General features: G+C 61.3%; 27 protein-coding genes. 14 read left to right on the top strand and 13 right to left on the bottom strand.

What is annotated here, in order from left to right; all coding sequences use genetic code 11:
• The first annotated feature begins 106 nt into the window (after window positions 1-106).
• From ACFIQF_RS23580 to ACFIQF_RS23605, 6 genes are read left to right on the top strand one after another with little or no spacing between them, the layout of a single operon-like run.
• Window positions 107-694, top strand: a complete 588-nt coding sequence (locus ACFIQF_RS23580) for a recombinase family protein (RefSeq protein WP_011222055.1) — start codon at window positions 107-109, stop codon at window positions 692-694.
• A 14-nt stretch (window positions 695-708) separates the two neighbouring features.
• Window positions 709-2,433 carry an Eco57I restriction-modification methylase domain-containing protein gene (locus tag ACFIQF_RS23585; protein ID WP_203452583.1) on the top strand — a complete coding sequence of 575 codons (1,725 nt, stop codon included), beginning with the start codon at window positions 709-711 and terminating at the stop codon, window positions 2,431-2,433.
• Window positions 2,434-3,174 (top strand): type-2 restriction endonuclease, encoded by a 741-nt coding sequence (locus ACFIQF_RS23590; protein ID WP_004356305.1) that lies wholly within the window; start codon window positions 2,434-2,436, stop codon window positions 3,172-3,174. It abuts the gene before it with no gap.
• A 38-nt stretch (window positions 3,175-3,212) separates the two neighbouring features.
• Window positions 3,213-3,461 carry a hypothetical protein gene (locus ACFIQF_RS23595; RefSeq protein ID WP_004356308.1) on the top strand — a complete coding sequence of 83 codons (249 nt, stop codon included), beginning with the start codon at window positions 3,213-3,215 and terminating at the stop codon, window positions 3,459-3,461.
• A gap of 3 nt (window positions 3,462-3,464) precedes the next feature.
• Window positions 3,465-4,289 carry a hypothetical protein gene (locus ACFIQF_RS23600; RefSeq protein WP_004356309.1) on the top strand — a complete coding sequence of 275 codons (825 nt, stop codon included), beginning with the start codon at window positions 3,465-3,467 and terminating at the stop codon, window positions 4,287-4,289.
• A gap of 7 nt (window positions 4,290-4,296) precedes the next feature.
• Window positions 4,297-5,121: an abortive infection family protein gene (locus ACFIQF_RS23605; protein WP_015060232.1), complete on the top strand. Its 825-nt coding sequence runs from the start codon at window positions 4,297-4,299 to the stop codon at window positions 5,119-5,121.
• Window positions 5,122-5,133: 12 nt separating this feature from the next.
• Here ACFIQF_RS23605 and ACFIQF_RS23610 read toward each other — a convergent pair whose 3' ends face one another.
• The 11 genes from ACFIQF_RS23610 to ACFIQF_RS23660 all read right to left on the bottom strand — a co-directional run bounded on the left by ACFIQF_RS23610 (window position 5,134) and on the right by ACFIQF_RS23660 (window position 13,155).
• Window positions 5,134-5,721 (bottom strand): hypothetical protein, encoded by a 588-nt coding sequence (locus ACFIQF_RS23610; RefSeq protein ID WP_016245702.1) that lies wholly within the window; start codon window positions 5,719-5,721, stop codon window positions 5,134-5,136.
• Between the two features lie 33 nt (window positions 5,722-5,754).
• The gene (locus ACFIQF_RS23615) at window positions 5,755-5,985 is read right to left on the bottom strand and encodes a hypothetical protein (protein ID WP_015060234.1); all 231 of its coding nucleotides are present in this window, start codon (window positions 5,983-5,985) and stop codon (window positions 5,755-5,757) included.
• A complete protein-coding gene (locus tag ACFIQF_RS23620) occupies window positions 5,964-6,431 on the bottom strand; it encodes a hypothetical protein (RefSeq protein ID WP_015060235.1) in 468 nt (155 codons plus the stop codon). The genes ACFIQF_RS23615 and ACFIQF_RS23620 overlap by 22 nt, the downstream gene beginning before the upstream one ends.
• Complete coding sequence (locus tag ACFIQF_RS23625) at window positions 6,428-7,015, bottom strand: hypothetical protein (RefSeq protein ID WP_141656754.1); 588 nt, start codon at window positions 7,013-7,015, stop codon at window positions 6,428-6,430. The genes ACFIQF_RS23620 and ACFIQF_RS23625 overlap by 4 nt, the downstream gene beginning before the upstream one ends.
• Complete coding sequence (locus ACFIQF_RS23630) at window positions 6,972-8,096, bottom strand: M23 family metallopeptidase (protein ID WP_043496661.1); 1,125 nt, start codon at window positions 8,094-8,096, stop codon at window positions 6,972-6,974. Before ACFIQF_RS23630 ends, ACFIQF_RS23625 begins: the two co-directional genes overlap by 44 nt.
• Window positions 8,093-8,620 (bottom strand): hypothetical protein, encoded by a 528-nt coding sequence (locus tag ACFIQF_RS23635; protein ID WP_101617784.1) that lies wholly within the window; start codon window positions 8,618-8,620, stop codon window positions 8,093-8,095. Before ACFIQF_RS23635 ends, ACFIQF_RS23630 begins: the two co-directional genes overlap by 4 nt.
• A complete protein-coding gene (locus tag ACFIQF_RS23640) occupies window positions 8,613-8,801 on the bottom strand; it encodes a hypothetical protein (protein WP_101617781.1) in 189 nt (62 codons plus the stop codon). The genes ACFIQF_RS23635 and ACFIQF_RS23640 overlap by 8 nt, the downstream gene beginning before the upstream one ends.
• Complete coding sequence (locus ACFIQF_RS23645; RefSeq protein ID WP_101617779.1) at window positions 8,788-9,024, bottom strand: hypothetical protein; 237 nt, start codon at window positions 9,022-9,024, stop codon at window positions 8,788-8,790. The genes ACFIQF_RS23640 and ACFIQF_RS23645 overlap by 14 nt, the downstream gene beginning before the upstream one ends.
• Window positions 9,024-9,629, bottom strand: a complete 606-nt coding sequence (locus ACFIQF_RS23650; protein WP_101617776.1) for a hypothetical protein — start codon at window positions 9,627-9,629, stop codon at window positions 9,024-9,026. The genes ACFIQF_RS23645 and ACFIQF_RS23650 overlap by 1 nt, the downstream gene beginning before the upstream one ends.
• 125 nt (window positions 9,630-9,754) lie before the next feature.
• A complete protein-coding gene (locus ACFIQF_RS23655; RefSeq protein ID WP_058177634.1) occupies window positions 9,755-10,285 on the bottom strand; it encodes a FliH/SctL family protein in 531 nt (176 codons plus the stop codon).
• Window positions 10,282-13,155 (bottom strand): DotA/TraY family protein, encoded by a 2,874-nt coding sequence (locus tag ACFIQF_RS23660; RefSeq protein ID WP_058177642.1) that lies wholly within the window; start codon window positions 13,153-13,155, stop codon window positions 10,282-10,284. Before ACFIQF_RS23660 ends, ACFIQF_RS23655 begins: the two co-directional genes overlap by 4 nt.
• Before the next feature lie 264 nt (window positions 13,156-13,419).
• On the opposite strand from ACFIQF_RS23660, the gene ACFIQF_RS23665 reads away from it, so the two are divergent.
• The 5 genes from ACFIQF_RS23665 to ACFIQF_RS23685 all read left to right on the top strand — a co-directional run bounded on the left by ACFIQF_RS23665 (window position 13,420) and on the right by ACFIQF_RS23685 (window position 16,724).
• Window positions 13,420-14,052, top strand: a complete 633-nt coding sequence (locus ACFIQF_RS23665; RefSeq protein WP_015060204.1) for a ParA family protein — start codon at window positions 13,420-13,422, stop codon at window positions 14,050-14,052.
• Window positions 14,053-14,057: 5 nt separating this feature from the next.
• Window positions 14,058-14,351, top strand: coding sequence for a hypothetical protein (locus tag ACFIQF_RS23670; protein ID WP_101617790.1), 294 nt, complete (start codon window positions 14,058-14,060; stop codon window positions 14,349-14,351).
• Between the two features lie 116 nt (window positions 14,352-14,467).
• Window positions 14,468-14,764: a hypothetical protein gene (locus ACFIQF_RS23675; RefSeq protein WP_024191637.1), complete on the top strand. Its 297-nt coding sequence runs from the start codon at window positions 14,468-14,470 to the stop codon at window positions 14,762-14,764.
• Window positions 14,765-15,026: 262 nt separating this feature from the next.
• Window positions 15,027-16,223: a replication initiation protein gene (locus tag ACFIQF_RS23680; RefSeq protein WP_101617770.1), complete on the top strand. Its 1,197-nt coding sequence runs from the start codon at window positions 15,027-15,029 to the stop codon at window positions 16,221-16,223.
• Window positions 16,224-16,409: 186 nt separating this feature from the next.
• Entirely contained in the window at window positions 16,410-16,724 is a 315-nt protein-coding gene (locus ACFIQF_RS23685; RefSeq protein WP_228725637.1) for a hypothetical protein, read from the top strand.
• 288 nt (window positions 16,725-17,012) lie between these two features.
• On the opposite strand, the gene ACFIQF_RS23690 is transcribed toward ACFIQF_RS23685, so the two are convergent.
• Entirely contained in the window at window positions 17,013-17,330 is a 318-nt protein-coding gene (locus ACFIQF_RS23690) for a hypothetical protein (RefSeq protein WP_393946103.1), read from the bottom strand.
• Window positions 17,331-17,423: 93 nt separating this feature from the next.
• Complete coding sequence (locus ACFIQF_RS23695; protein ID WP_090519109.1) at window positions 17,424-17,981, bottom strand: TetR/AcrR family transcriptional regulator; 558 nt, start codon at window positions 17,979-17,981, stop codon at window positions 17,424-17,426.
• A gap of 179 nt (window positions 17,982-18,160) precedes the next feature.
• Between ACFIQF_RS23695 and tmexC the strand changes: the two genes are divergently transcribed.
• Genes tmexC through ACFIQF_RS23710 form a run of 3 tightly spaced genes read left to right on the top strand, consistent with a single transcriptional unit; the run spans window position 18,161 to window position 23,912 of the window.
• Window positions 18,161-19,324 (top strand): efflux RND transporter periplasmic adaptor subunit, encoded by a 1,164-nt coding sequence (tmexC, locus tag ACFIQF_RS23700; RefSeq protein WP_247722423.1) that lies wholly within the window; start codon window positions 18,161-18,163, stop codon window positions 19,322-19,324.
• A 15-nt stretch (window positions 19,325-19,339) separates the two neighbouring features.
• Window positions 19,340-22,474: a multidrug efflux RND transporter permease subunit TMexD gene (tmexD, locus tag ACFIQF_RS23705; RefSeq protein ID WP_393946104.1), complete on the top strand. Its 3,135-nt coding sequence runs from the start codon at window positions 19,340-19,342 to the stop codon at window positions 22,472-22,474.
• 4 nt (window positions 22,475-22,478) lie between these two features.
• The gene (locus ACFIQF_RS23710) at window positions 22,479-23,912 is read left to right on the top strand and encodes a multidrug efflux transporter outer membrane subunit TOprJ1 (RefSeq protein WP_003152694.1); all 1,434 of its coding nucleotides are present in this window, start codon (window positions 22,479-22,481) and stop codon (window positions 23,910-23,912) included.
• The last annotated feature ends 21 nt before the right edge of the window (window positions 23,913-23,933 follow it).

The raw sequence follows: 23,933 nt of genomic DNA on the forward strand, positions 1-23,933 counted from the left end.
TCTGACGTTCAGTGCAGCCGTCTTCTGAAAACGACACATAAAGCCCGTGTGGAATCGGTCTTTATGTGTAAAAATATCCGTCTGTTTATCTACGCTTGGTAAAGGTATGGGAAAGCGTCTTGGTTATGCCCGCGTTTCAACGGATGACCAGCGGCTCGACCTACAACGGGATGCTTTGACCCGTGCCGGATGTGCCGACATTTACGAAGAGAAGGTCAGCGGGAAGTCTGCTGATCGGCCTGCTCTGGATTACTGTCTTCGCGCCCTGAGTGCGGGAGACACGTTGGTGGTCTGGCGTCTGGATCGGTTAGGCCGTTCGCTCCCCGATCTGGTTCGCATCGTGGGGGAGTTGGAGCAGCGCGGTGTTGGCTTCGAGAGCGTCACGGAACGGATCGAAACTGGCAGTGCAACTGGGAAGCTGACTTTCCACTTGTTCTCGGCCTTGGCCGAGTTCGAGCGGAATCTAATTCGGGAGCGGACTCAAGCAGGCTTGGCTGCTGCTCGTGCTCGTGGTCGCAAGGGCGGGCGAAAGCCCGCGCTGGACGCCAAGCAAGTCCGTGAGATCAAGGCGCTTTTGCGTGATCCTGATATTCAGGTCGCCGACGTGGCGAAACGCTATGGCGTTTCACGCGCCACCATTTACAAGCACGTTGGTGCGGTGCGCCCAGAGCGCGGCGCATCGCCGATGATTTAGTGAGGTCGTCATTCATGGCATTTGCGCCAAGTGTTGCTCATAAGCCTGTTGCCGCTGCTGTATGCCCTGTCATGGCCGCGACCGAGGCGTTGGCAACGGAAGGGGGGCTCGAGGCTCGAGGGGCTATTTTCACGCGCTCTGAGGTGGTCGATTTCATCCTCGACCTGGCTGGCTATACCGAGGATCAACCGCTGCACGAAAAACGGCTTTTGGAACCGTCGTTCGGTGGCGGGGACTTCTTGCTGCCGATCATTCTGCGGCTGCTGAGTGCATGGCGAGCAGCAAGGCCCAATGGTACTGAGGTCGATGATTTGGGCGACGCCATCCGGGCGGTGGAATTGCACCACGACACCTTCCGCAGCACCTACGCTGCCGTTGTCGCGCTGCTCAAGCGTGAGGGGCTGTCGGCGAATGCTGCGACGGCCTTGGCTGACCGCTGGCTGTTGCAGGGTGACTTCCTGCTGGCTCCGCTGGAGGGCCAGTTCGATTTCGTGGTGGGCAATCCTCCCTACGTTCGACCTGAGCTGATTCCGGCCCCGTTGCTGGCCGAGTACCGCAGCCGCTATCAGACGATGTATGACCGGGCGGACATCTACATTCCCTTCATCGAGCGGTCGCTGACGGCATTGTCTGCTGGCGGCAATCTGGGCTTTATCTGCGCGGATCGCTGGATGAAGAACCGCTACGGTGGGCCACTGCGTAGCCTTGTTGCCGAACGGTTCCACCTGAAAGTCTATGTCGATATGGTGGATACACCGGCCTTCCATTCCGATGTAATCGCCTATCCGGCCATCACCATCATCAGCCGTGAGGGGGGCGGGGCGACGCGCATCGCACACCGCCCGTCCATAGACCGGGCCACGCTGACCACGCTGGCTGGCCTGCTGTCGGCACCGACACTTCCGAAGGATGCTGGCCCGGTGCGGGAACTCGCCCGTGTGACCAATGGTGCGGAGCCGTGGCTGCTGGAGTCTTCTGACCAGATGGCGCTTATTCGCCGTCTGGAGGGCGCGTTCCCACTGCTCGAGGAGGCTGGGTGCAAGGTTGGCATTGGTGTTGCGACCGGCGCTGACAAGGCATTCATCGGCGACTTCGAGTCGCTGGATGTCGAGCCTGATCGGAAGCTGCCGCTGGTGACAACCAAAGACATCATGACCGGCGAAGTGCAGTGGCGTGGTCAGGGGGTCATCAACCCCTTCGCCGAGTCTGGAGGGCTGGTCGATCTTGGCGAGTATCCGCGTCTGCGCCGCTACCTTGAGGCTCGCCGGGATGTGATTGCCGGTCGGCATTGCGCGAAGAAGGCTCCTGCCAACTGGTATCGCACGATTGACCGTATTACCCCGGCGCTGGCTGCGAGGCCCAAGCTGTTGATCCCTGACATCAAGGGTGAGTCGCACATTGTTTTCGAGGGCGGTGAGCTGTATCCAAGCCATAACCTTTACTACGTTACCTCGGACGATTGGGATTTGCGGGCCTTGCAAGCTGTGCTGCTGTCCGCTGTCTCGCGCCTGTTCGTGGCCACGTACTCAACGAAAATGCGAGGTGGCTTCTTGCGCTTCCAAGCGCAATACCTGCGCCGCATCCGTATCCCACGCTGGGCCGATGTGCCTGAACCGCTACGCCGCGAGCTGGCTGAGGCAGCCATCAAGCGGGACGTGCAAGCCTGCAACCGGGCTGTGTTCAGGCTCTACGGGCTGAGCCACGAAGAACGATCTGCCCTTGGGGGCAATGGAGAATAAATGGCACTTGATCTTGTCGATTACGAACAGAAGGCCCGCGACGCCGTAAAGGCGTTTTGGGGCAACCGTGAAGCTGCACGGCAAAAGCAGATTGAGTCAGGCAAGGCCGACCAAGGTGAACGCGCTGGCGTCACAGGCGGCAAGAACATGGACGGATTCTTGGCCTTGGTGCTCGATGTCATCAAGGCCAATGGTCTGGCCCACGCCGAGATTCACCAGAACCGGGCGATGCTGACCCTGCCCGGCTACTTCCGCCCGACAAAGCTGTGGGATTTGTTGGTGATCTACAAGGGCGAGCTGATCGCAGCCATCGAACTGAAAAGCCACGTCGGGCCATCGTTCAGCAACAATTTCAACAACCGTACAGAGGAAGCCATCGGAACAGCCCATGACCTCTGGACAGCCTACCGGGAAGAGGCATTCGGCAAGCAGCCACGCCCGTTCGTCGGCTGGCTGATGATGGTCGAAGATGCGCCGGAGTCCCGCCGTCCCGTTCGGGACTCGTCGCCGCACTTCCCGGTCTTCGAGGAGTTCAAGGGGGCATCGTATCTCACGCGGTATGACTTGCTGTGTCAGAGATTGGTGCAGGAGCAGCTCTACACGACCGCTGCCGTCATCGCGGCAGAACGCAGTGCGGTGGATACTGGCAACTTCACGGAGCTGTCGTCGATGACCAGCCTCAAGACATTCGTGTCGGCTTTGGCTGGGCACATCGCCGCCGAGGCGGCACGACTGGGCTGATTGCCCGTTCTCGATCATTCGGGCTTGGAGGCCGGACGATGGTGACAACCACAACTGAGGCGCTTTCAGAGGTCTTGCGCGGGTATGGACGCGCTGATGAAGCGGCATTGGCATCACTGCTGGAGGTTAGCGACTGGGAGCGCATCGCTCGTCAGGAGCTGGAGCGCCGGGCTACCCGAATTGTGCAGTCGCTTGATGACGGCACCCTTGAGGCTATCGCATCTGGTTCGCTCGATGTCCGGGCCGTCTGCCGCCAAGTGGCCGACGAGATCAAGCAGACCGCTTAGACGATGGCGCTGCCTTCTTTCGACAACGGGTGGCGCGAGGGCCAGAGCGTAAAGCCGCGCATCCTCGTGCTGGAGATCAAAGACAAGGATCGCCCGGATGACAAGGCATTAGGCTGGGTGCTTGTCGAGCGGGAGGAAACCTATCGGCGCGATCCTCGGGATGGGACGATCTACGAGGCGTCCATTCGGCTTTCCTACCAGCGCATCACAGCCAAGTTTTCGCACCGGGATGGTGGAAAAGGGCGGTTTGATGGCAGCTACTCGCGCAACTTCAACGCTGTGTCGCTGACTTCGACCTCGATGTCGAAAGGGGCTGTATTCCTTGATTTGCCGGGGCTGGATGGTCAGCGTATCGGCACCTATCTGATGAATGAGATCGTCCAGTGGGTGCAGCAGTGGCCCGAGGCGACCGTCAATGGTATCGAGCTGCTGGCCGGACAGGGGCATGGTGACAACAAGGCACGGCGCAACTGGTTTTATGAGCAGTTCGGTCTGGTCTTCGACTACACCGACCCCGAGCATCGCGAAGGCCGATCCAGACCCATGCTGGCCGGAGCGTTAGTCAAAGTCGAGACGTGGAAGCAGAACATCACCGAGCACCGGATGCTCGACTATCTGGCCGCAGTTCTTTACGCCGAGGAACGTGCCACATCGGAGTTGCAGGCCCGTGATCGAGCCTGTGCCCAACTCATTGCCGAGCAGAGACGGGCAGAAGCCCGGCCTGTGCGCTGGGCGTTGCGGCGGTTGTATATCCACTATGCCAGCACCGTGCTTGCCGGGCTTGTCCTGACGGCCCTTGTCGGTATGGCGTGGATCAAGATGGCGTAGGGGAGCTATGTCCGATCTGAGCGGAAGTGAGCGTCGCAAGCTGGAAAAGCTGCTTGGTATGGGTGGCGGCTATGTCCTGAACTTCTCTGACCGCACCTTCGGTGACTTCTTCGATGAGTACCGGGTCGAGATTGATGCCGAACGGTACAAGGCGCGGGGTACGTCCAAGGCCAATCGGATGCGTACCTTCTGGGATGTGGATGGCAATCATGTCGTGGGGCGGGTCATTGGCGGGCTGATCGAGTATGCGACCGATGAGCAGTGCTTTGGCGACAGCAATCCGCTGCTGATCGACGACTGCCGAAAGATTGCCCAGCGTCTTCTCAGTGACCAGCCGGTGGCCGAGCTGGATGCGCTGACCGCCATCGCAGATGAGCGGGATTTCGAGGTGGTGGCAGAGCATGTCCGCGAAGCCATCGAGAAGAACCAGCCCGAGGGCGGGCTGGATCGACTACATACCTTCGTCAACAAGTTCATCCGTGTGACGTGCGAGCCGCACGGCATCACGATCACTCGTGACAAGCCGCTGCACAGTGTCTTCGGCGAGTACGTCAAGGCGCTCCGGGAAGGTGGCCACCTTGAGTCGGCCATGACCGAGCGCATTTTGAAGTCCAGTATCTCAGTGCTGGAAGCCTTCAATGATGTGCGCAACAACAAGAGCCTTGCACACGACAACCCGATCCTGAACTACGAGGAAAGCCTGCTGATCTTCAACCACGTCGCGGCATCCATCCGCTTCATCAAGGCGTTGGAAACGAAGATCAAGGCTCAGGCCAAGGTGGCAGAGCAGCAGGCGGCACGGTTTCCGTGGGATGAGAGCATTCCATTTTAGATAGCTATATAGCTAGCTATCTTCATTTGCCCGGCGATATGCCTCAAAGTTGTCGAGCAGGCTCTGGTACTGGCGGTGTGCCTCTGTGCCCGGTGGGGCGAAATTCGGCAGAGGCGGCTGAGTGCCCATCGGCCAGTGCTCGATGAGTTGATCGTCGTCGTCATCATTCGTCCGTGGGCGGCCTCGTGGCCGCTTAGGTTTCTCGTGGCCAGCCTTCTCCAGTTCGGCAGATAGCGCCTCGATGGCGGCCCACATTGCAGCGGGGTCAGCAGGTTTAGCCACGCACTCGCGTAGCGCCGTGGTGGCCGCTTCCATCGTCTTGGTGACTGCATCTAGGGCGATACCAAGCTGCTTTTTGCGGTACTCCGCATCGTGTTTAACCTTCCATGCGGCCCATTCCGCTTGCTCTTCTTCGGTGAGCAGTTCGCGGGCTTCGGCGGAAAGCTCCGATGCCCAGCGGTCGATGGTGCAGATGACTCGCTGGCGTCGGCGTCCTGTGGCTGTGCGCTCGTCTGTCCGCCGGAGGCATTGGACGGTGTTCCCTTCGACTGTGATCCCGCCCAACGACTTATTCACGTAGAGCGTGACTTTGAATTGCATTGTTTGGTGCTCTTGATTGGCTGATAGCTGTGACTATACGCAATCTGCGAAATGCAGACACTCGATCTCGGCGGTGTCGAACTCGATGCCCGCCACGGTGAACCGCTCGCCGACTGCGAGAGTGGGGGCGTTGCCGATGCGCAGCCGGAATGTGTTGTCCGGTTGCTGGATGACGTAGGTGCCATCAGGATCGGCATCGAGTACAGCGGACGTTACCCGCTCGAACTCGACACGATCCTCGTTCAGTCGCCAGATTGAGGCCATTCGCCCAGTTCCTCGATGACGACCGACACCCGGTATCGCCTGTCTTTTTCCGCCTTCGGCAACATGGCGACCAGCGAGGTCATCATGTCGGCAGGGCGATCAGTGACGGCTGTCGTGCAGATGGCTTCGTCTCCGTAGCATGACCGAGCCGATGTTGTGAGGACAGGTTGTGCCTTCGGCTGGTTAATTGTGGGCAGCAGGAACGGGCCTTCAACAACTGGCGATGTGTCCGCTTGGTGGTTGATGACAAAGTACGCGGCAGCTCCAGCCGCTGTCAGCAGCGCGAGCGTGGTGAGGATTTGCTTTCTGTACCACCACCAAAAGCTTTTGGGTTTGTAGGTGCTCGGAAAAGAGTCTTCCAAGTTAGGGGTGGGTTTCTTCTCTTCGGGCGGCACAGCTTCATCGAACAGGCCCGGCGCGAAGTCGATCTTGGCAGTTGTACTCATGTTGGGATGTCCTCCTTGGGCGTATCCAGCCCGTTGAAAAACTCATCTGCCAGCCTGGACACATCGGCTTTAATGGATGGAGCTGATGCAGCAGGCTCTGGCAGGGGTGGGAACCCCCCATTTGTACGGCGAGCCTGTGCCCGTTGTAAGCCTTCCCGGTCGTAATACTCGATGCTCCTGATCCTCCATTTCAGGCCCAGTTCTGAGAGGGCCGACAAGACATCCCTGAGCAGTAGATGGGCATAGCCATCTTTCATGCCGGATTCTGCATTCTCATAATGGGCAATTGAGCCAATGGCTGGCCTTAGATACTGCTCACGGGCCAATACCAAGTTAAAGGCCAGATGCTCATAGATGTCCTCCGGGATGTATGCAGCATCACGAGATGACAGTGCAAAATCACACCCAACCTCATTTGCTGCGGCTTGCAGTGCGTCCAGCAGGGCCTTGTAGTACTTGGCGTTTGCATAGCGATGCACCTTGTCTGCGATAGGCATCGTGGCGATGTCGATAGATGGTGCGTTGTACATTGGAGCGCCCTCAGTTGATGCTGCGCGAAACGTCACCGCGTTGCGCCCGATCATGTGCTGCGGCAGTCTGCTTGCGCAGCCGCTCGGTCTTCTGTGACGTGTAGATAGCCAGCAGGGCTTCGACCCGCTCCTTTTTCCGATAGATCGCTTCGGCCATGTAGTTGCTGACGCCTACTGCGCGGTTGAAATCTACCCAGAGCGCCCGGCTGGATACCTTGGTGATGTTGTTGTTCCATTCGGCGTCGCTGAACCGACGCCCCGCCTCTGTCAGTAGCATTTCGTGAGTGGACATCGTGTCGTAACCACCAATCGGCGCGGTCGGTAGCGTGCCGTAGCCGTCCTTGTCAGACAGCCACTCGGCGGGAGACTTGCCCTCGGCAGCGGCCAGCGCCGCGTCCGCATTCGCCGCAGCGACTTGTGCTGGCTCGAACTTGACGTTCGGGGCCACGCCGCCCGGAGGGACGCTACCAAACAGGATCGCGTGCTGTTCCTTGGTGTCCTTGCCCAGAATCGGGTAGTGCTGCGGGTTGCCGTCTTGGATCGGGAAAGTCGCGCAGAAATACGGGGCTGGGTCGGTCTTCCAGCCGATCCCCTGTTGCTGGTTGAAGGCGGACGGGAGTTGGCCGGGGTTGAAGGTGCCTTTCGATGCGCTCTGAGTGAAAGCCTTGGCGCGGGCCTCATCTTTCTGCGCGGTGCCGTAGGTGAAGTGCAGGTGCTTCACCATCGCGTCGCTGGGTGTGTTGCCGGACAGGCCGATGTACTGCCCGGCTTTGACCTCCATGCCCTGTTTCAAGCCGGTGGCAAAGCCGCTCATGTGGTAGTACGCCACCACGTCGCCATTGCTGCGCTCGATGAGGATCGCGTTGCCTGCCGAGCGCCGGTTGCCGATGAAGGTGATCTTGCCGTCCGTTGTGGCGTACAGAGGCTGCGACGCGCCACTGGTCGAGAAGTCCAGACCATCGTGCATGTGCGGCTTCTGGTTGGCGCTACCGAAGTTCCCTGCACCGCCGCCCCGGAATTTGCCGAAGCGCCCGGAGACGGTCTGTTTCTCGGTTGGCGACACCATGCAGGTATCGGCCAGTGCCGGAGTCACGGCCACCAGTGCGGCCAGAGCAAGCAGCTTGTGCATGGTCATGGCTCCCGGTACTCGTTTTCGTGGGCGGCGTAGCTGCCGTCAATGGTGCAGGTCAGTTGCACCGACTCCGGGCCAAATGGCTGATCGGCCATCAGGCTGCCCATCGACGTTTTGCGGTTGGGGAAGCTCTTGCCCTTGTTCAGCTTGGCCGCCTTGGCAACTTCGGCCAGCGTCCTGCCTCGGATGTGTGAGGTGTAGCCGTGGCCCAGTTCGCCGTTGCCGTCATCGACCCAGACCTCAATCTCGGCCACCGGCAGACCGAATACCTTGAACCCGTTGGGCGGTGTCAGCCGGTAGTGCTGTTCCTCGCCTGCTGGTTTGCGTGGCAGCAGGGCGCGTGTGGCTGGATGGTCGGGCAGGTCTTCGCGGCACTCCAGCGCGGCCTGCAACATCGGGCCAGCCACGGCCCAGAGTGTTGCGTTGGGTGCGGCTGGCTCGTTGTCGAGCAGCGGGACGGGCATCTGGGCGCAGACGATGCTGGAAAACGCCACCGCAGCAATTGTGATGAAGTGCTTGCTACGCATGGGCATGGCTCCTGATGTCGCTGTTGTGCTGTGCCCTGATGCGCATGGGCTTGATGGGCTTGGGGTCAGGCTGCTGCTTGGCCTGCCGGTCGAACCACAGCTCGGCCAGCTCAGCAATAACCTGATCGTGCTCGCGCAGCCACGAGACGCGCAGTACGAGATAGCTGTCAGCGGTTTTCATGGGCGGGCCTCACGAGGTAGCGGTAAACGAGCCAGACCAGCGGCGTCAGGTACAAGATCGGGACAACGATGGCGAGGGCGATGGTTCCGAGCTGGGCAGCAGGCGGGCCATTCATCAGCGCATCGCGCTCGACGAACAAGGCGAGACATGTCCCGAGCACGCAGCAGATGTTGGTAACACGCTCGCGGCCAAGGCGAAGTAGGATGGATTGAATCTGGGCCATCACTGAATCCCCCGAACCCAGAGCATGTCGCGGACGTAGCGGCCAAACGCGCCTTCCACGAACAGCGTGCCGGAGCGCACTTGCCACGCCCGATAGCTCCAGCGAATCGCGTGGATCGAGAACGGCAGACACATGCACAGCACGCTCAGGACAACCATCATTGGAGCGCCTATAGCCAGTTGCCATGCGGCCATCAAAAAGACGAGGGCGACCACCACCCAATAGGCGCGGGATTTGCGCAGATGGCTGGTGATAAGCTTGTCGCGCTCAGGGTCGCCGAGAAACGCCAGTCGTTGCTTGCCGCGTGTCTCGGATCGTGCCTGCACGATGTGGCGAATCTCTGCCGGGTCTTGCGGGGCCAGTACGCCGAAACCACATTTGGCAGAGCACTCCCACGGATAAAGCGCCTTTTCATCGGGTTGGGCATTGGCGGGCAGGTGCATGACACCGCGACCGCACTCGGGGCATTGCGGATGACGCAGCGTGCGCCACAGGTCACGGATGTAGCCGTTGTTCGCCCGGAGTTGTCGCCAGCCGAGGATCGAAAGCGGCATCACGACGAACGTGAATTTGGCTGCGCGTTTCGCGCCGTTCTTGAGGTTCATGCGAAAGCCCTCCGGGTGTGTTTGCGGCGTTTTCGCTGGGCCAGAACGGTGTCAGCGACAGCTAGCAGGATGGCCAGCACGGTAGCGTCGGGGATCAGGGAATGGGTCAGCATCTGCGGCTCTCCTTATGGGCTGGGGGACTGGGTACGGTCGGCTTCCGCTGCCTTCTTCGCGTGGTGGAGGACTTGATCCCACCATCCTTGGAGCTGGTCAGCGGTTGGGCGGGCGCGTGAGCGCAGGACGCTGTTTTCCTGCGGCATCGAGTCGATCCAGCCCTTGTCTTTCATGTACTCGGCACGTTTGGCGTAATCGAGGATCATCCGAGTGCGCATGTCCTGCGGTGCGTGCTGTAGCACGTCCATTGCGCTATCGAGGGCGCACAGCACGCTGTAGAAAGCGTTGTGCCATTTGCGGGTTTGCTGGCCTGCATGGCGTACCTGCTCCAGCAGTTCATCGCGGGCGCGGATGGCCTCGTCTCGCTCAGCAGTGAGGCGGTCAACGAGCGGGTTCCACTGCGTTTCGACTTCGGTGTTCCACTCACGCATGGCCTTGTTCCAACCTGCAACTTCGCCCGCTTCAAAGCCCTGTTCGTATCCACGCCGCAGCCCAATGACGTGGCCGGTGGCCTCGGCGTTGTAGTCGTACTGGTAGCTCATGCCGGTTGTCCTCCGCTTGCTGTGGTGTCGCCGTGGTTGATGACTGAGGACGCCTGTGCAGCGGGTGGCGGGCTGTAGCGGCTGTCGTAATGCAAGCCGCTGCCGCCAATGCCGTCATCGTTGACGTTCTCTGTGTTCGATGCCGCGCTGATGACACCAGCGGAGCCAAGAGCGAGCACGGCGTTGCTGGCTTTTTCCCCTGTGGATGAGGGGCGTGAGGTAGTACCAGATCGCGGGGCCGTGTCTTTCACTTCGACGAATTCAGCGTCGGTGATGTCTTCGCTGTTACCCCAGCGGCTGACCACGCCTTGTGAGCCGGTGTTGAGAGACGACCCGGTGTTGGACGATGCGGTGGAGGTGCTGCGCGTCGGCCCGCTGGGCGCTGCGGAGCTGCTCGATGCGGACGGCGCCGGGGTGTCGTGCTGCGGTGCTACCCCTTGTCCGTTGGCATTCAGCAGGCGCGGGTGGTTGCCGCCACCGCTGCGGCCACCGCCACCGTTGCCAGTGGGGCCGCTCGGCCCGCTTAGACTGCCTGCGCCTCCAGAGTCACCGTTCAGGCGATTATTCGGTGTTTTTGCCTCGGGTTGGCCCGGAGACGCACCGCCGCGCAACGCACTGGGGCCATATTTTTCCGACTGCCCGCGCATCTGCTCGGTAGCTTGGGTTTCGCCCATCGAGCTGATGCCAGCGCCGATCCAGCGCAGCACGGTGTCCGGCAAGCTCTGCGACAGCCCGAAAATCATGTACATCACGGGCAGCAGAACGAACCCGTACACGATGAGCCAATTTTTCCACTGCAAAAATTCAATGAACCAGCCTAGCGATTCCGCCGAGGTGACGTTGGCGTGATACATCGCCCAGAATGCCTTGCTGATGTACCCAACCACGGGATTGGCCACCATCATCGCGGCGAACAGGCCGGTGATGATGAGCGCCGGGCGGATGAAGAGCGACAGCAGGAGCAGGTAGCCCTGCGTCTGGCTGCCGACGAAGGTGCGGTCAGGCGTCATGTGCATGACCGCCCACAGGGGCGCGGCAATGATCGACTGGAGCACCGCCATCAGCCAGCCCACAAACGCGACCATGAAGATGGTGTACGGCAGGCTCGGCAGGAACACGCCGAAATAGAACGCGAGCCGCCCGAGCCACGTTGTGACTTCGGCCAGCGGGGTCAGGAAGTTGTAAATCACCCAGTTCAGGAAGGTGTCGGCCAACGGGGTGGCATCGACCTTGTTGCCCATGAAACTGACGCTGCCTACCGCTGCCGCAGCGGCTTTCAGGCCCGAAAGCGAGGTGTGGATCAGCCGGTCGGCAGCAAAACCCGTCGATTGCAGCAGCGCAAGCACATCGCCCGTGGTTTTGATGCGAGCAATGGCGTCCACGTCGCCATCGGTGCCGATCATGGTGCTGGTCACGCGCTCCATGCCCCACTGCACGAAGCCGCTCATGAAGCTGTCACCCCGGCTGCCCAATGTGTCGATGCTGAGATCGTCGAGGGACGATGGGATCAGGTTCGACTTGAGATCAGCAGCCCGAGGGGTGTCGGGCGTGGTGTAGCTTCCCCCGGTCAGCGACTTGCTGATGATGGTGTTGTAGACGGTGGTGTAGCTGTTGGCCGCAAGGGAGGAATGCGGCCCTTGCGGCAGGGTGTTGAGGTTCGGTGCGGTGGCCTGTGCGACGTTTTCGGCATAGATGCGGCCCAGCTCTTCCTTGATGCCGCCGAGGCGCTGATAGAAACCGCCTGCCATTGCCCAGCCATCCTTGGTGATGTCGGTAACGTACTTCTGCATGATTTGTTGCAGCGTGGTGTCGGCTGCAATCTGAGCAGTCAGGCTTGCGGTCAGGGTGCTCTGGGCTTGATTGACGATCTGGTTGAAACGGTCGCTCGTGACGTTTTCCCAACCGGATTCGTTGATGGTCGCGGGCCATTCGCCAACCCACACCTCAATGTCCTGCATCACCTTGTTGACGGCGGTCGCCTTGGCGTTCAGAGCGGCGACACGGATCGCCGACATGGCCGAGGCGTTATCCTGAATCTTGGCCGGATCAAAGATGGACGCCGCTGACGTGGTAGTTTCAGCGGCGATGGCAGCCGGAGCCGAATAGCTGTAGACCTTCACCGAGCCGCAAAGCGGCACACCGCCACCCAGATTGGTGACGGCATTTCGATCCTTCGCCTGATAGATCATTGCCTTCTTGCTGCCGCCTTCGGCAATGGTCTGGTCAGGTGTTCCGGCTGCGCTGACGTTCGGCGTGCCGCCGCCGAAGCCTGAAAATGAGGCGTTCACGGTGCGCTTGCACCACGCCACGGCTAAGTACTCCTGCGCGAATTGGCGGATGTCATATAAGGGATAGTTCGGGTTCGGCTTGGCCCCGCTGCCAAGGCCCATCTGGGCACTGGTCGCGGTGAGTGCGCCGTTGATGATCCCGTTCTCTGTGCCGATCTTGAACAAGGTGTTGGCGAAACCCACACCCCATAGCGCGAACATCATCACGATGAGCTGAATGAAGCTGTAGCCGCTTGTGGTTGGCAGCAGCACGCTTCCGCCTGAAACGATCCGTACAGGCGTCCAGAGTGAAGACCAGTTCCGTCCCATCGCCTCGCCTTCGTTCGCAGTGTTCGTCACGCCCATGACGGCGACGTAGCTGACGATCAGGCTGGCGACCACCAGTAGGCCCGAATTGAAGACAGAGAAGATCGAGGCCATCACGCTGACACTGGCATCAACAGCGTCAGGGCTTGCCCCTTGAGTCAGCTTCTCGACGACCGGGCCGAAGATCCACTGAAGGATTCCGACCGATACGTCGGTACATGACCCTGCTGCGGGATCGCAGGGCGAGAACGGCATTGATGGATCGGCGGCAGCCACGGCGATGCTCCCAAAATTGGTCAAGATGCCGTCATTCTAGGTGCTGTCGCGTATCGCTGCAACGGTATGCAAAATCTAAAGCATGGACATAAAATGCCGCCGAAGACCGCATAAATAAAGGGTTTTATGGTTTTGCAGATGGACTATAGACCATAAAAATATTTATTTTTCGTTTCTTTCTTGTGATAGCTAGCTAGCTATCTCTATAATCTCGTTGTGTCTTGTGATAGCTAGCTATCTAGCTCAACTCTGGAGGATGATGACGTGACGATCTTTGCTGTGGTCAATACCAAAGGCGGCGTGGGAAAGACCACGACCGCCGTCCATCTCGCCACGATGCTGGCCCGGCAGGGCAAGACCTTGCTGATTGACGGCGACCCGCAGGCGAGCGCTGCGAGCTGGGCTGCTTGGCGGCGAGAGAACGAGGGCTACACGCCCAGCCCGACGACGACATGCCTCGCGGGCAAAGCGATCCTGGCCGAAGGCAAGCAGCTTGCCAGCGGCTTCGCGCATGTCGTGGTGGATGCCGGTGGCCGCGACTCGGTGGGGCTGCGTTCCGCTCTGCTGCTCGCCCAACGCGCAGTTATTCCGATTGGTGCTTCTAACCTCGATGCCGCAGCCATGACCGATCTGCTGACAGTGGTCGAGCTGGCCCGTGACTACAACCCCGACCTCGATGTGCGCGTGTTGCTGACCCGCGTCGATCCGCGCACCAAGGACGCCGCTGAGATGCTGGAGTTTCTCGCCGAGCAGGAGCTGACTGTGCTGCCGACCAAGGTTTGCGAGCGCGTGGCCTTCCGTCGCGCCATCGGCGAAGGTGCGATCGTGCAGGAGCTGGGCAAGGATCAGGCTGCGATTGCGGAAATGGAAGCCTTCTTCAAAGAGGTGACAGCGTGAAGAAGATGCGCGGAAAACCTGACCTCACAGGCATTGCCACTCCACTGAAAGACCCGACCGCTTTTCTGGAAGGTGGAGCGGGAGATGTTGCCGACAAGGCGCATCGGGATGCTCCCAAGCCTGCGGCACCTGCCGCAGATGAGCCGCCCGTGCCGACCGTGCAGAAGCTCTTTCGGATGCGGTGGGACATCGCCAAAGCCCTCAAGGATGCCGCAAGCGCGGAGTCAGTACCGGGCCATCGGGTGACGGAAACCGAGATCGTTGAGCGGTTGCTCAAACAGCATTTCGGGATCGAATGATAGCTAGCTAGCTAGATAGCTATCTAATTCAACTTAAGGCGCTCAACATGGACTCTAGTCCATGTCGATATTGAATATCTTGCGTTTATGTCTATTGGAGTGTATAAACCGTGGCTATGACAGAAAAACGGGCAACAGTGACTGTCCCCATTGTTCGTGAGCTGGCAAGCGCAGGTGCTATTGAGTCTGTGGTTGTCCGTATGGATGAAGCCGGTCAAGGGTTGATTGCGGTTATCCGCACGGCTGCTGGGGAGCGGATTTTTAGCGCGGCTCGGACTGGGGTTCGTTACTTCCAGTCCGTGGATGGCGCTATCTCTGCTTTGCAGGTCTGTGGTCTGAGCAAGTTTGAAGTAGACGCTAATGGCTGGGTGCCACGCACGAAGCGGGGCAAGCAGACAGAGCTGGATATTTGATTGTTCCCCGTGCAACGGGGATGAACCGGAGTTGGCTATCGAGTAGCACCAGAGACAAGGCACCGAAAAAGCAAAAGCCCCGTTGGCGCGGGGCTTTGTGCAAAGTTTCGGGGGGCGTTGAGACGTAGAAGGAAAAGCCGGAGGGGCTATCGACTTGGCGGTCGTGTCTCACCCGAGGGAACCATCACAGGCCCTCATTCTACGTCCCAACCCCCCGGTAGGCAAGTTTTTGCCCGCGTTTTTGCGCGGGTAGCGGAGGGGTATGGCTCGACAATCCACTGTCGCAGCACGCGACGAAGCACCGACACAGCGTTTTTTTCAGGGCGGCACCGCCCTGAATCGCGTGCTGCTTGAAGCTCCGTACCTGCCCCGGTGCTCCGACGATAAGACCGCTACGCGCATCCGTCCTCGTGAGTACGCGATTCGCTATCCCTACATGCAGGTCAATCGACCGGGTATGGTGAGCTGGCTGATCTTCGACCTCGATCACTCAAACGCGCTCATTTGGGAGGATGCGGGCTTGCCAGCCCCCAACTTGATCGTGCGCAACCGCAAGAGTGGCCATAGCCACCTGTACTACGCCATCCCCCCCGTTTGCACGACAGAAAGCGCCCGCTCCAAACCCATCGCCTACATGAAGGCGATCTACGAGGCGTTCGCCGCCCGTCTGGACGCTGACACAGACTTCCACAGCGGGCCGGTCGCCAAAACTCCCGGCCATCCGTGGTGGCTGACATGGGAGATACACAGCCACATCTATGAGCTGGGCGAGCTGGCCGACTATGTGGAGCTGGCCGTGTCCTCGCCGTGGGGTAAAGGGCCGCAGCTCGATGAGGTCAGCCATTCGCGGCACTGCATCCTGTTCGAGCACCTGCGCTACTACGCCTATTCCATTGTCAACCGCGAGCGCGAAAAGGGGTCATTCTCGTCCTTCACCCGCTTGCTGGAAGCCTACGCACATAACCGCAACAGTTTCCAGAAGCTCGGCTTCTCCGGCGACCTGCCCCTGTCCTCGCTGCGGGCCACGGTGAAATCGGTCGCCCGCTGGACATGGGATCGCTACAGAGGCGATAGCCGCTGCCATCGAGGCGTGATGCAGCTCGATAAGGACTTGCCGCTCGTTGAGCGGCAGCGACTTGCAGCCGCACGCACGCACGAGGTCAGGCAAAAGACCACGGAGTCCAAGGTTCGGGCTGCGTGCCGTCAGCTCCAGCAGAAGGGCGAAGCTCTCACTCAAGTCGCTATTGCGCGTCTGGCGGGCCTCTCTCGACAGACCGTCGCGGCCTATAAGCATGTCCTGACCGAAGTGCTCAAGCCAGCAGTTGTCGCCGTATTGGAGGTGGTCGCAGCACCCAGATCGGATGTTAAACATGGTGTACATCAGGTATCTGCCCCCCGTGCCTCGTTGGTTGATTTGATTGCCAAGGGGTTGGATTTGGAGCCTGTCGATTCTTCGTAGTGCTGTTCGGGGGGCTTTCGCTTTTGAGTAGCCCCAGCATTTTTTAAATGCGAGTAGCCGCAAGGGTTGTGGGTAAGTCCGCAGGACTTATCCATCATCCCGCGCAGCGCCGAAGGCGCGAAGTAGTAGCCCTGCCGCCCATCGGGCGGCTTCCCCCTCGGGGTGATGGATGGAGGTTTGTTGGTGATGGCAAAGAGATCATTTAGCCCTGATCTGCTGGAGTCGCTTCGGTCGATGGTTGTGACAAAAGCTCTTGATGCCCTCGGGCTGCACTGGAAGCTCGATCCGGATTTTCAGCCGGTGAAGGATGCGGCCACGATCCGGTTGCATGTCGCAGTTGGTGGCCAGGTTTTCGAGCTGCTGGTGACTGGTGCCAAGTTTTTCGATACCCGTGCAGACAAAGGTGGTGGCGGTGCGATTGATCTGGCTATGCACCTCTTGCGGCTCGACTTCGTTGCGGCGGTTAAGCGATTGTCGTCCTCGCGTGTTTCCAGCGTTTGAGTGGTGGATTTCAAGCCTTCGGCGACCGCGAAACCTTGCCGGTTTCGGGCTTCCCGCGTCCGATCTTGCCGGACTGGCCGCGTGGGCAGGCTCGGTGGGCTACGCCCTTGAACCTACCCACACGTAGAGGCTATTCAACGGCATCCGCGTCAAGGGGCCGAGTCCTCGCTGCGCTGCGGGCCGCACCAACCCCTTGACCCGGTTCTTTCGCGCCCTTTGGGCGCTGCGCGTCGGCCCGTGGATAACTCTAGCGAGTTACCCACCGCCCTCCTTACGGCTACTCGTCATTTAAAAAATGACCGGAGCTACTTGAAAAGCAGCTTGCTGCTTCCTGCCGGTGGTGTCGTGACGCCAAGATGGTGATGTGTTTTCACTTGCCCATCGGAGGCCCAAGTCATGCAAGTCACCATCCGTCGATTTCCCTGTGCTCGTGTTCGAGCGTTCGTTCACGTCGAACGTGTCTTCGAGGCCGCGTGCGGCATCGGTGACGATCTCGTCGAGCCTGTCCTGCTGGCCGAGGTCTGCCAGCGCGAAGCGGTCTGTCTGCGAAATTGCACTCCTCTTGACCACCAATTTGGGTTGGCGTTGACCACGGATTGCGTTCAACTTGACCAGGGCGTGTCACTGTCACGACCGTCAGAGAACGGCCAAAAACGGACACCGCCAACCCGTTGGAAAAAAACTGAGCGTTGCTTTCCGTTAAGTTTGGTAGTTGCAAGCCCCGTTCAGGAAGAATTGCTCGATCAACGCCGCCATACCTGCGCGTGCGATACGGCCGCGGCGCTCGGCGTCTACCAGGCCGAAGATCAAGGAGGAGAAGATTTCGGTAAGCGCCGGGGCACCGATATCGATACGGAATACGCCCAGTTTTTGCCCGCGGAGAAAGAACTCGTCCAGCGTTTCCGAGTAAGGCAGCCATCGGCAGCCGCCTGCATCTAAATCAAACGTGTCCGGGCGCCACTGGAATGAGAGGAATACCAACAACTCCCTGTGAATCAAATGGCCTTCGATCAGACGATGCAATGCGTCCAAGGGCGCCGCCTCAAGATCGGCATCGGCAATGACCCGATAAATAACCACCGAACCATGATTCAGAAGCATCTCGATCAGGTTGTCGCGGGTGCCGCAAAACCTGTTGAGCGTCGCCTTGCTGACCCCCGCTGCCTGGGCTATTTCTTTGAACGTGGCTCGCGGGTGGTCAACGATGGCGATCGCCAGGGCCTTCAGCAATTTCTCATCGGCAGCAGTTAAATCCATCGGTCACTCTTTATCTATCGCGGGCAGATGCGGGTATTTTGCCTAGAACACTCATTTTTCTCAAAGAGGATACTAGCTTTGTTCACACCAAAATCAAATGAGTCAATATTGACTTATTTGATTTTTGCGTGGATCATGCGCGGCTTCGACTACGTACTGGCTTCGCGCTTGGGTGAGATATGAGCAAATTCCGCGAATGGATCACTTTTTCCGTGATCTCCTATTTGATCGCCGTGACCCTGGTTGGCTGCGACAAGCCCGAAGAGCAACGGGAAGAGGCGCCAGCGCGTGAAGTCGATGTGCTCAGCGTGAAGACCGAGCCCTTCACAGTGTTCGCCGAGCTACCAGGGCGCATCGAGCCGGTGCGTGTCGCCGAGGTGCGCGCGCGGGTGGCGGGGATCGTGCTCAAGCGCACCTTCGAGGAAGGGGCCGACGTGAAGGCCGGTGACGTGCTGTTCCAGATCGACCCTGCGCCGTTCAAGGCGGCCCTGTCGCGGGCGCAAGGTGAACTGGCTCGCGCCGAGGCGCAGCTGTTCCAGGCTCAGGCGATGGTTCGCCGTTACGAACCACTGGTGAAGATCGACGCCGTCAGCCAGCAGGATTTCGACAACGCCAAGGCCGCTCTGCAGAGCGCCCAGGCCGACAAGCGCTCGGCCCAGGCCAATGTCGAAACTGCCCGCCTGGACCTGGGTTATGCCGAGGTTCGCGCCCCCATCGCCGGGCGTATCGGTCGCGCCCAGGTCACCGAAGGGGCTCTGGTAGGCCAGGGCGAAGCCACGCTGCTGGCACGTATCCAGCAACTCGATCCGGTGTACGCCGACTTCACCCAGCCTGCTGCCGATGCCCTGCGCCTGCGCGCGGCAATCGCCGAGGGCAAGGTTGCCGGTGCGAGCGACCAGCCGCTGTCGCTGCGTGTCGACGGTACCGATATCGAGCGCAAGGGCACGCTGCTGTTCACCGATATCTCGGTGGATCGCAGCACCGGGCAGATCGCCCTGCGAGGCCAGTTCGACAACCCCGAGGGCGTGCTGCTGCCGGGTATGTACGTGCGTGTGCGCACACCGCAAGGGCTCGACCAGAACGCCATCCTGGTGCCGCAACGTGCCGTGCAGCGTTCGGCTGACGGCCAGGCCAGCGTGATGCTGCTGGGGGAGGGCGATACCGTCGAGGCGCGCCAGGTCACCACCGGTGCCATGCAGGGCTCGCGCTGGCAAATCAGCGAGGGCCTGCAGGTCGGCGACAAGGTGATCACCAGCTCGCTGGCGGCTATCCGTCCGGGCGCCAAGGTCATCCCCCGCGAGCAAGATGCCGCCGAAGCCGCTCCACAGTCCCAGGCGCAGTAAGCCGGAGAACCTCTCATGTCCCTGTTTTTCATCCGGCGCCCCAATTTCGCCTGGGTAGTCGCCCTGTTCATCTCGCTGGGTGGCCTGCTGGCCATCCCGTTCCTGCCGGTGGCGCAGTACCCCAACGTGGCGCCGCCGCAGATTACCGTGACGGCCACCTATCCCGGCGCCTCGGCGCAGGTGCTGACCGACTCGGTGACCAGCGTCATCGAGGAAGAGCTCAACGGCGCGAAGAACCTGCTGTACTTCGAGTCCACCAGCAACGCCAACGGCATCGCCGAGATCACCGTCACCTTCCAGCCGGGGACCGACCCCGAGCTGGCCCAGGTCGACGTGCAGAACCGCCTGAAGAAGGCCGAGGCGCGCATGCCGCAGGCCGTGCTAACCCTCGGCATCCAGACCGAGCAGGCCACTGCCGGCTTCCTGCTGATCTATGCGCTGAGCTACACCGATGGCGACAAGGACGCCAACGTCACGGCGCTGGCCGATTACGCCGCGCGCAACATCAACAATGAAATCCGCCGGGTACCTGGTGTCGGCAAGCTGCAGTTCTTTGCCTCCGAGGCGGCCATGCGCGTGTGGATCGATCCGCAGAAGCTGGTCGGCTACGGCCTGTCCATCGATGACGTGAACAACGCCATCCGCGCGCAGAACGTGCAGGTGCCGGCTGGTGCCTTCGGCAGCACGCCGGGTTCCAGCGAGCAGGAGCTGACGGCGACCCTGGCGGTCAAGGGCACCCTGGACAATCCGCAGGAATTCGCCGCCATCGTGCTGCGTGCCAACCAGGATGGTTCGCGCCTGACTCTGGGCGACGTGGCGCGCATCGAGGTCGGCAGCCAGGACTACAACTTCGGCTCGCGCCAGGACGGCAAGCCCGCCGTTGCCGCCGCCGTGCAGCTGTCGCCGGGTGCCAATGCGATCCAGACCGCCGAGGCGGTCAAGCAGCGCCTGACCGAGCTGTCGGCCAACTTCCCGGACAACGTCGAGTTCTCCGTGCCGTACGACACCTCGCGCTTCGTCGACGTGGCCATCGACAAGGTCATCATGACCCTGATCGAGGCCATGGTGCTGGTGTTCCTGGTGATGTTCCTGTTCCTGCAGAACGTGCGCTACACGCTGATCCCGTCCATCGTCGTGCCGGTGTGTCTGCTTGGTACGCTGACCTTCATGTACCTGCTGGGCTTCTCGGTGAACATGATGACCATGTTCGGCATGGTGCTGGCCATCGGCATCCTGGTGGACGACGCCATCGTGGTGGTGGAGAACGTCGAGCGGATCATGGCCGAGGAAGGCCTGGCGCCGGTGCCGGCGACCATCAAGGCGATGGGGCAGGTGTCCGGGGCGATCATCGGTATCACCCTGGTGCTGTCGGCGGTGTTCCTGCCGCTGGCCTTCATGGCCGGCTCGGTGGGGGTGATCTACCAGCAGTTCTCGCTGTCGCTGGCGGTGTCGATCCTGTTCTCGGGCTTCCTCGCGCTGACTTTCACCCCGGCGCTGTGCGCGACGCTGCTCAAGCCGATCCCTGAAGGTCATCACGAGAAGACAGGTTTCTTCGGCTGGTTCAACCGCAAGTTCACCGGCCTGACCGGGCGCTACACGAAGCTCAACGGCAAGCTGGTGCCGCGTGCCGGGCGGGTGATGTTCATCTACCTGGGCGTGGTGGTGCTGATGGGCTTCTTCTACCTGCGCCTGCCGGAGTCCTTCGTGCCGGTGGAAGACCAGGGCTACATGATCGTCGACATCCAGCTGCCGCCGGGCGCCACCCGTGAGCGCACCTCGGCCACTGGTGAAGAGCTGGAGGAGTTTCTGATGGCCCGCGAGGCCGTGCAGACGTCCTTCCTGGTCCTCGGCTTCAGCTTCTCCGGCATGGGCGAGAACGCGGCCATTGCCTTCCCGCTGCTCAATGACTGGTCCGAACGCGATGCTTCGCAATCCCCGGAAGCCGAGTCGGCAGCGGTCAACGAGCACTTCGCCAATCTCGACGATGGCGCGATCATGGCGGTGCCGCCACCGCCGGTCGAAGGCCTGGGCAACTCCGGTGGCTTCGCCCTGCGCCTGCAGGATCGCGCCGGCCTTGGCCGCGATGCCCTGTTGGCAGCGCGCGACGAAGTGCTGGGCAAGGTCAACGGCAATCCGAAGTTCCTCTACGCCATGATGGAAGGCCTGGCCGAGGCGCCGCAGCTGCGCCTTCTGATCGACCGCGAGCAGGCGCGCAGCCTGGGTGTCAGCTTCGAGGCGATCAGCAGCGCGCTGTCCACCGCGTTCGGCTCGTCGGTGATCAACGATTTCGCCAACGCCGGTCGCCAGCAGCGCGTGGTGGTACAGGCCGAACAGGCCGAGCGCATGACGCCGGAAAGCGTCCTGCGCCTGCATGTGCCCAACGACAGCGGCAGCCTGGTACCGCTGAGTGCTTTCGTCACCACGAGCTGGGAGGAAGGCCCGGTGCAGGTCGCGCGTTACAACGGTTACCCGTCGATCCGCATTGCCGGTGACGCCGCGCCCGGCGTGAGCACTGGCGAGGCGATGCTCGAACTGGAGCGCATCGCTGCCGAGCTGCCCGAAGGTATCGGCTACGAGTGGACCGGGCTTTCGTATCAGGAGCGGGTCGCCAGCGGCCAGGCGACGATGCTGTTCGCGCTGGCCATCACCGTGGTGTTCCTGCTGCTGGTGGCGCTCTACGAGAGCTGGGCGATCCCGCTGACGGTGATGCTGATCGTGCCGGTCGGCGCACTCGGCGCGGTACTGGCGGTGACTGCCATCGGCCTGCCCAACGACGTGTACTTCAAGGTCGGCCTGATCACCGTGATCGGCCTGGCGGCGAAGAACGCCATTCTCATCGTCGAGTTCGCCAAGGACCTGTGGGAAGACGGCTACTCGCTGCGCGATGCCGCTGTCGAAGCCGCGCGCCTGCGTTTCCGCCCGATCATCATGACCTCCATGGCGTTCATGCTCGGCGTGGTGCCGCTGGCCATCGCCACTGGCGCCGGCGCTGCGAGCCAGCGCGCACTGGGCACCGGGGTGCTGGGCGGGATGCTCAGCGCGACCATGCTCGGGGTGATCTTCGTGCCGATCTTCTTCGTCTGGGTGCTGTCGCTGCTGCGCACCAAACCTCAGCAAACCGACAACCATCCCCTGCATAAAGCGGAGTAATGCGATGACCTCTCACTTCATGCTCCGTCGCGCTCTGCTGCCCCTGGCCATCGCCGCCCTGGCGGGGTGTTCGCTGGCCCCGACCTACGAGCGCCCGCAGGCACCGGTCGCGTCGCACTGGCAAGCCGCCGACGCGGAGGGCGCCCGTGCCCAGGCGCTGGACTGGCAGACCTTCATCGTCGATGCCGACTTGCGCCGCGCGGTGGATACGGCGCTGAGCAACAACCGCAGCCTGCGCCAGGCGCTGCTGGATATCGAAGCTGCGCGTGCCCAGTACCGCATCCAGCGTGCTGATCGCCTGCCTTCGATCAACGCCAATGCCAGCGGCAACCGCCAGCGCCTGCCTGCCGATCTGTCGCAGACCGGGCGCTCGGAAGTGACCAGCAACTATCAGGTCGGCCTCGGCCTCGCGGAGTACGAAGTCGACCTGTTCGGCCGCGTGCGCAACCTCTCCGAGGCCGCGCTGGAGACCTACCTGGCGACCGAGGAGGCGACCCGTGCCACGCAGATCAGCCTGGTTGCCGAGGTCATCCAGGCCTACCTGACCCGCGATGGTGCGCTACGCCGCATGGCCCTGGTCGAACAAACCCTGGACAGCCGCATGGCCTCGCTGGAGCTGGTCAGCCAGCGCCGTGCAGCGGGGGCCGCCACCGCCCTGGATTACCAGGAAGCGGTCGGCCTTGCCGAACAGGCTAGGGCCGAGCGCGAGAGCACCGAACGCCAGTTACGCCAGGCGGACAACGCCCTGGTCCTGTTGCTCGGCACGCCAGATGCCGCTCGCCTGCTGCCCGCGACGCCCCGCGACGACCTGATGGTGCTGCAGGACATCGCCCCCGGCACCAGCTCGGAACTGATCGAACGGCGCCCGGACATTCTCGCCAGCGAGCACCGCCTCAAGGCGCGCAATGCCGATATCGGTGCAGCTCGCGCCGCGTTCTTTCCCCGGATCAGCCTGACCGGTTCGGTGGGCAGCTCCAGTGCCGAGTTGTCCGGATTGTTCGATGGCGGCTCGCGGGCCTGGAGCTTTGCCCCGACGCTGTCGCTGCCGATCTTCGCCGGTGGCCGCAACCGCGCCAACCTGGACCTCGCCGAAGTGCGCCAGGACGCGGCGGTGGCCGACTACGAAGGCACCATCCAGACCGCCTTCCGCGAAGTGGCCGATGCCCTGGCCGCCACCGACACCCTGCGCCGCGAGGAGGCTGCCCGCCAGGCTCTGGCCGGTTCCAGCGAGGCTGCGATGGCCCTGGCTAAGGCGCGTTACGAGGGCGGCGTGGACGACTACCTGCGTTATCTTGACGCCCAGCGCAGCACCTTTAGCAACCAGACCACACTAATTCAAATCAGCACGGAACGGCAGATTGCGCTGGTTGACCTGTTCAGGTCTCTGGGCGGTGGCTGGGGCCAAACTGAACCGATGGCCGGGATCGGCGCTGAGTGAGCAAAGCCAGGAGTCCTGCAT

The organism is Comamonas trifloxystrobinivorans (assembly GCF_043359985.1).
GTDB lineage: Bacteria > Pseudomonadota > Gammaproteobacteria > Burkholderiales > Burkholderiaceae_C > Comamonas > Comamonas trifloxystrobinivorans.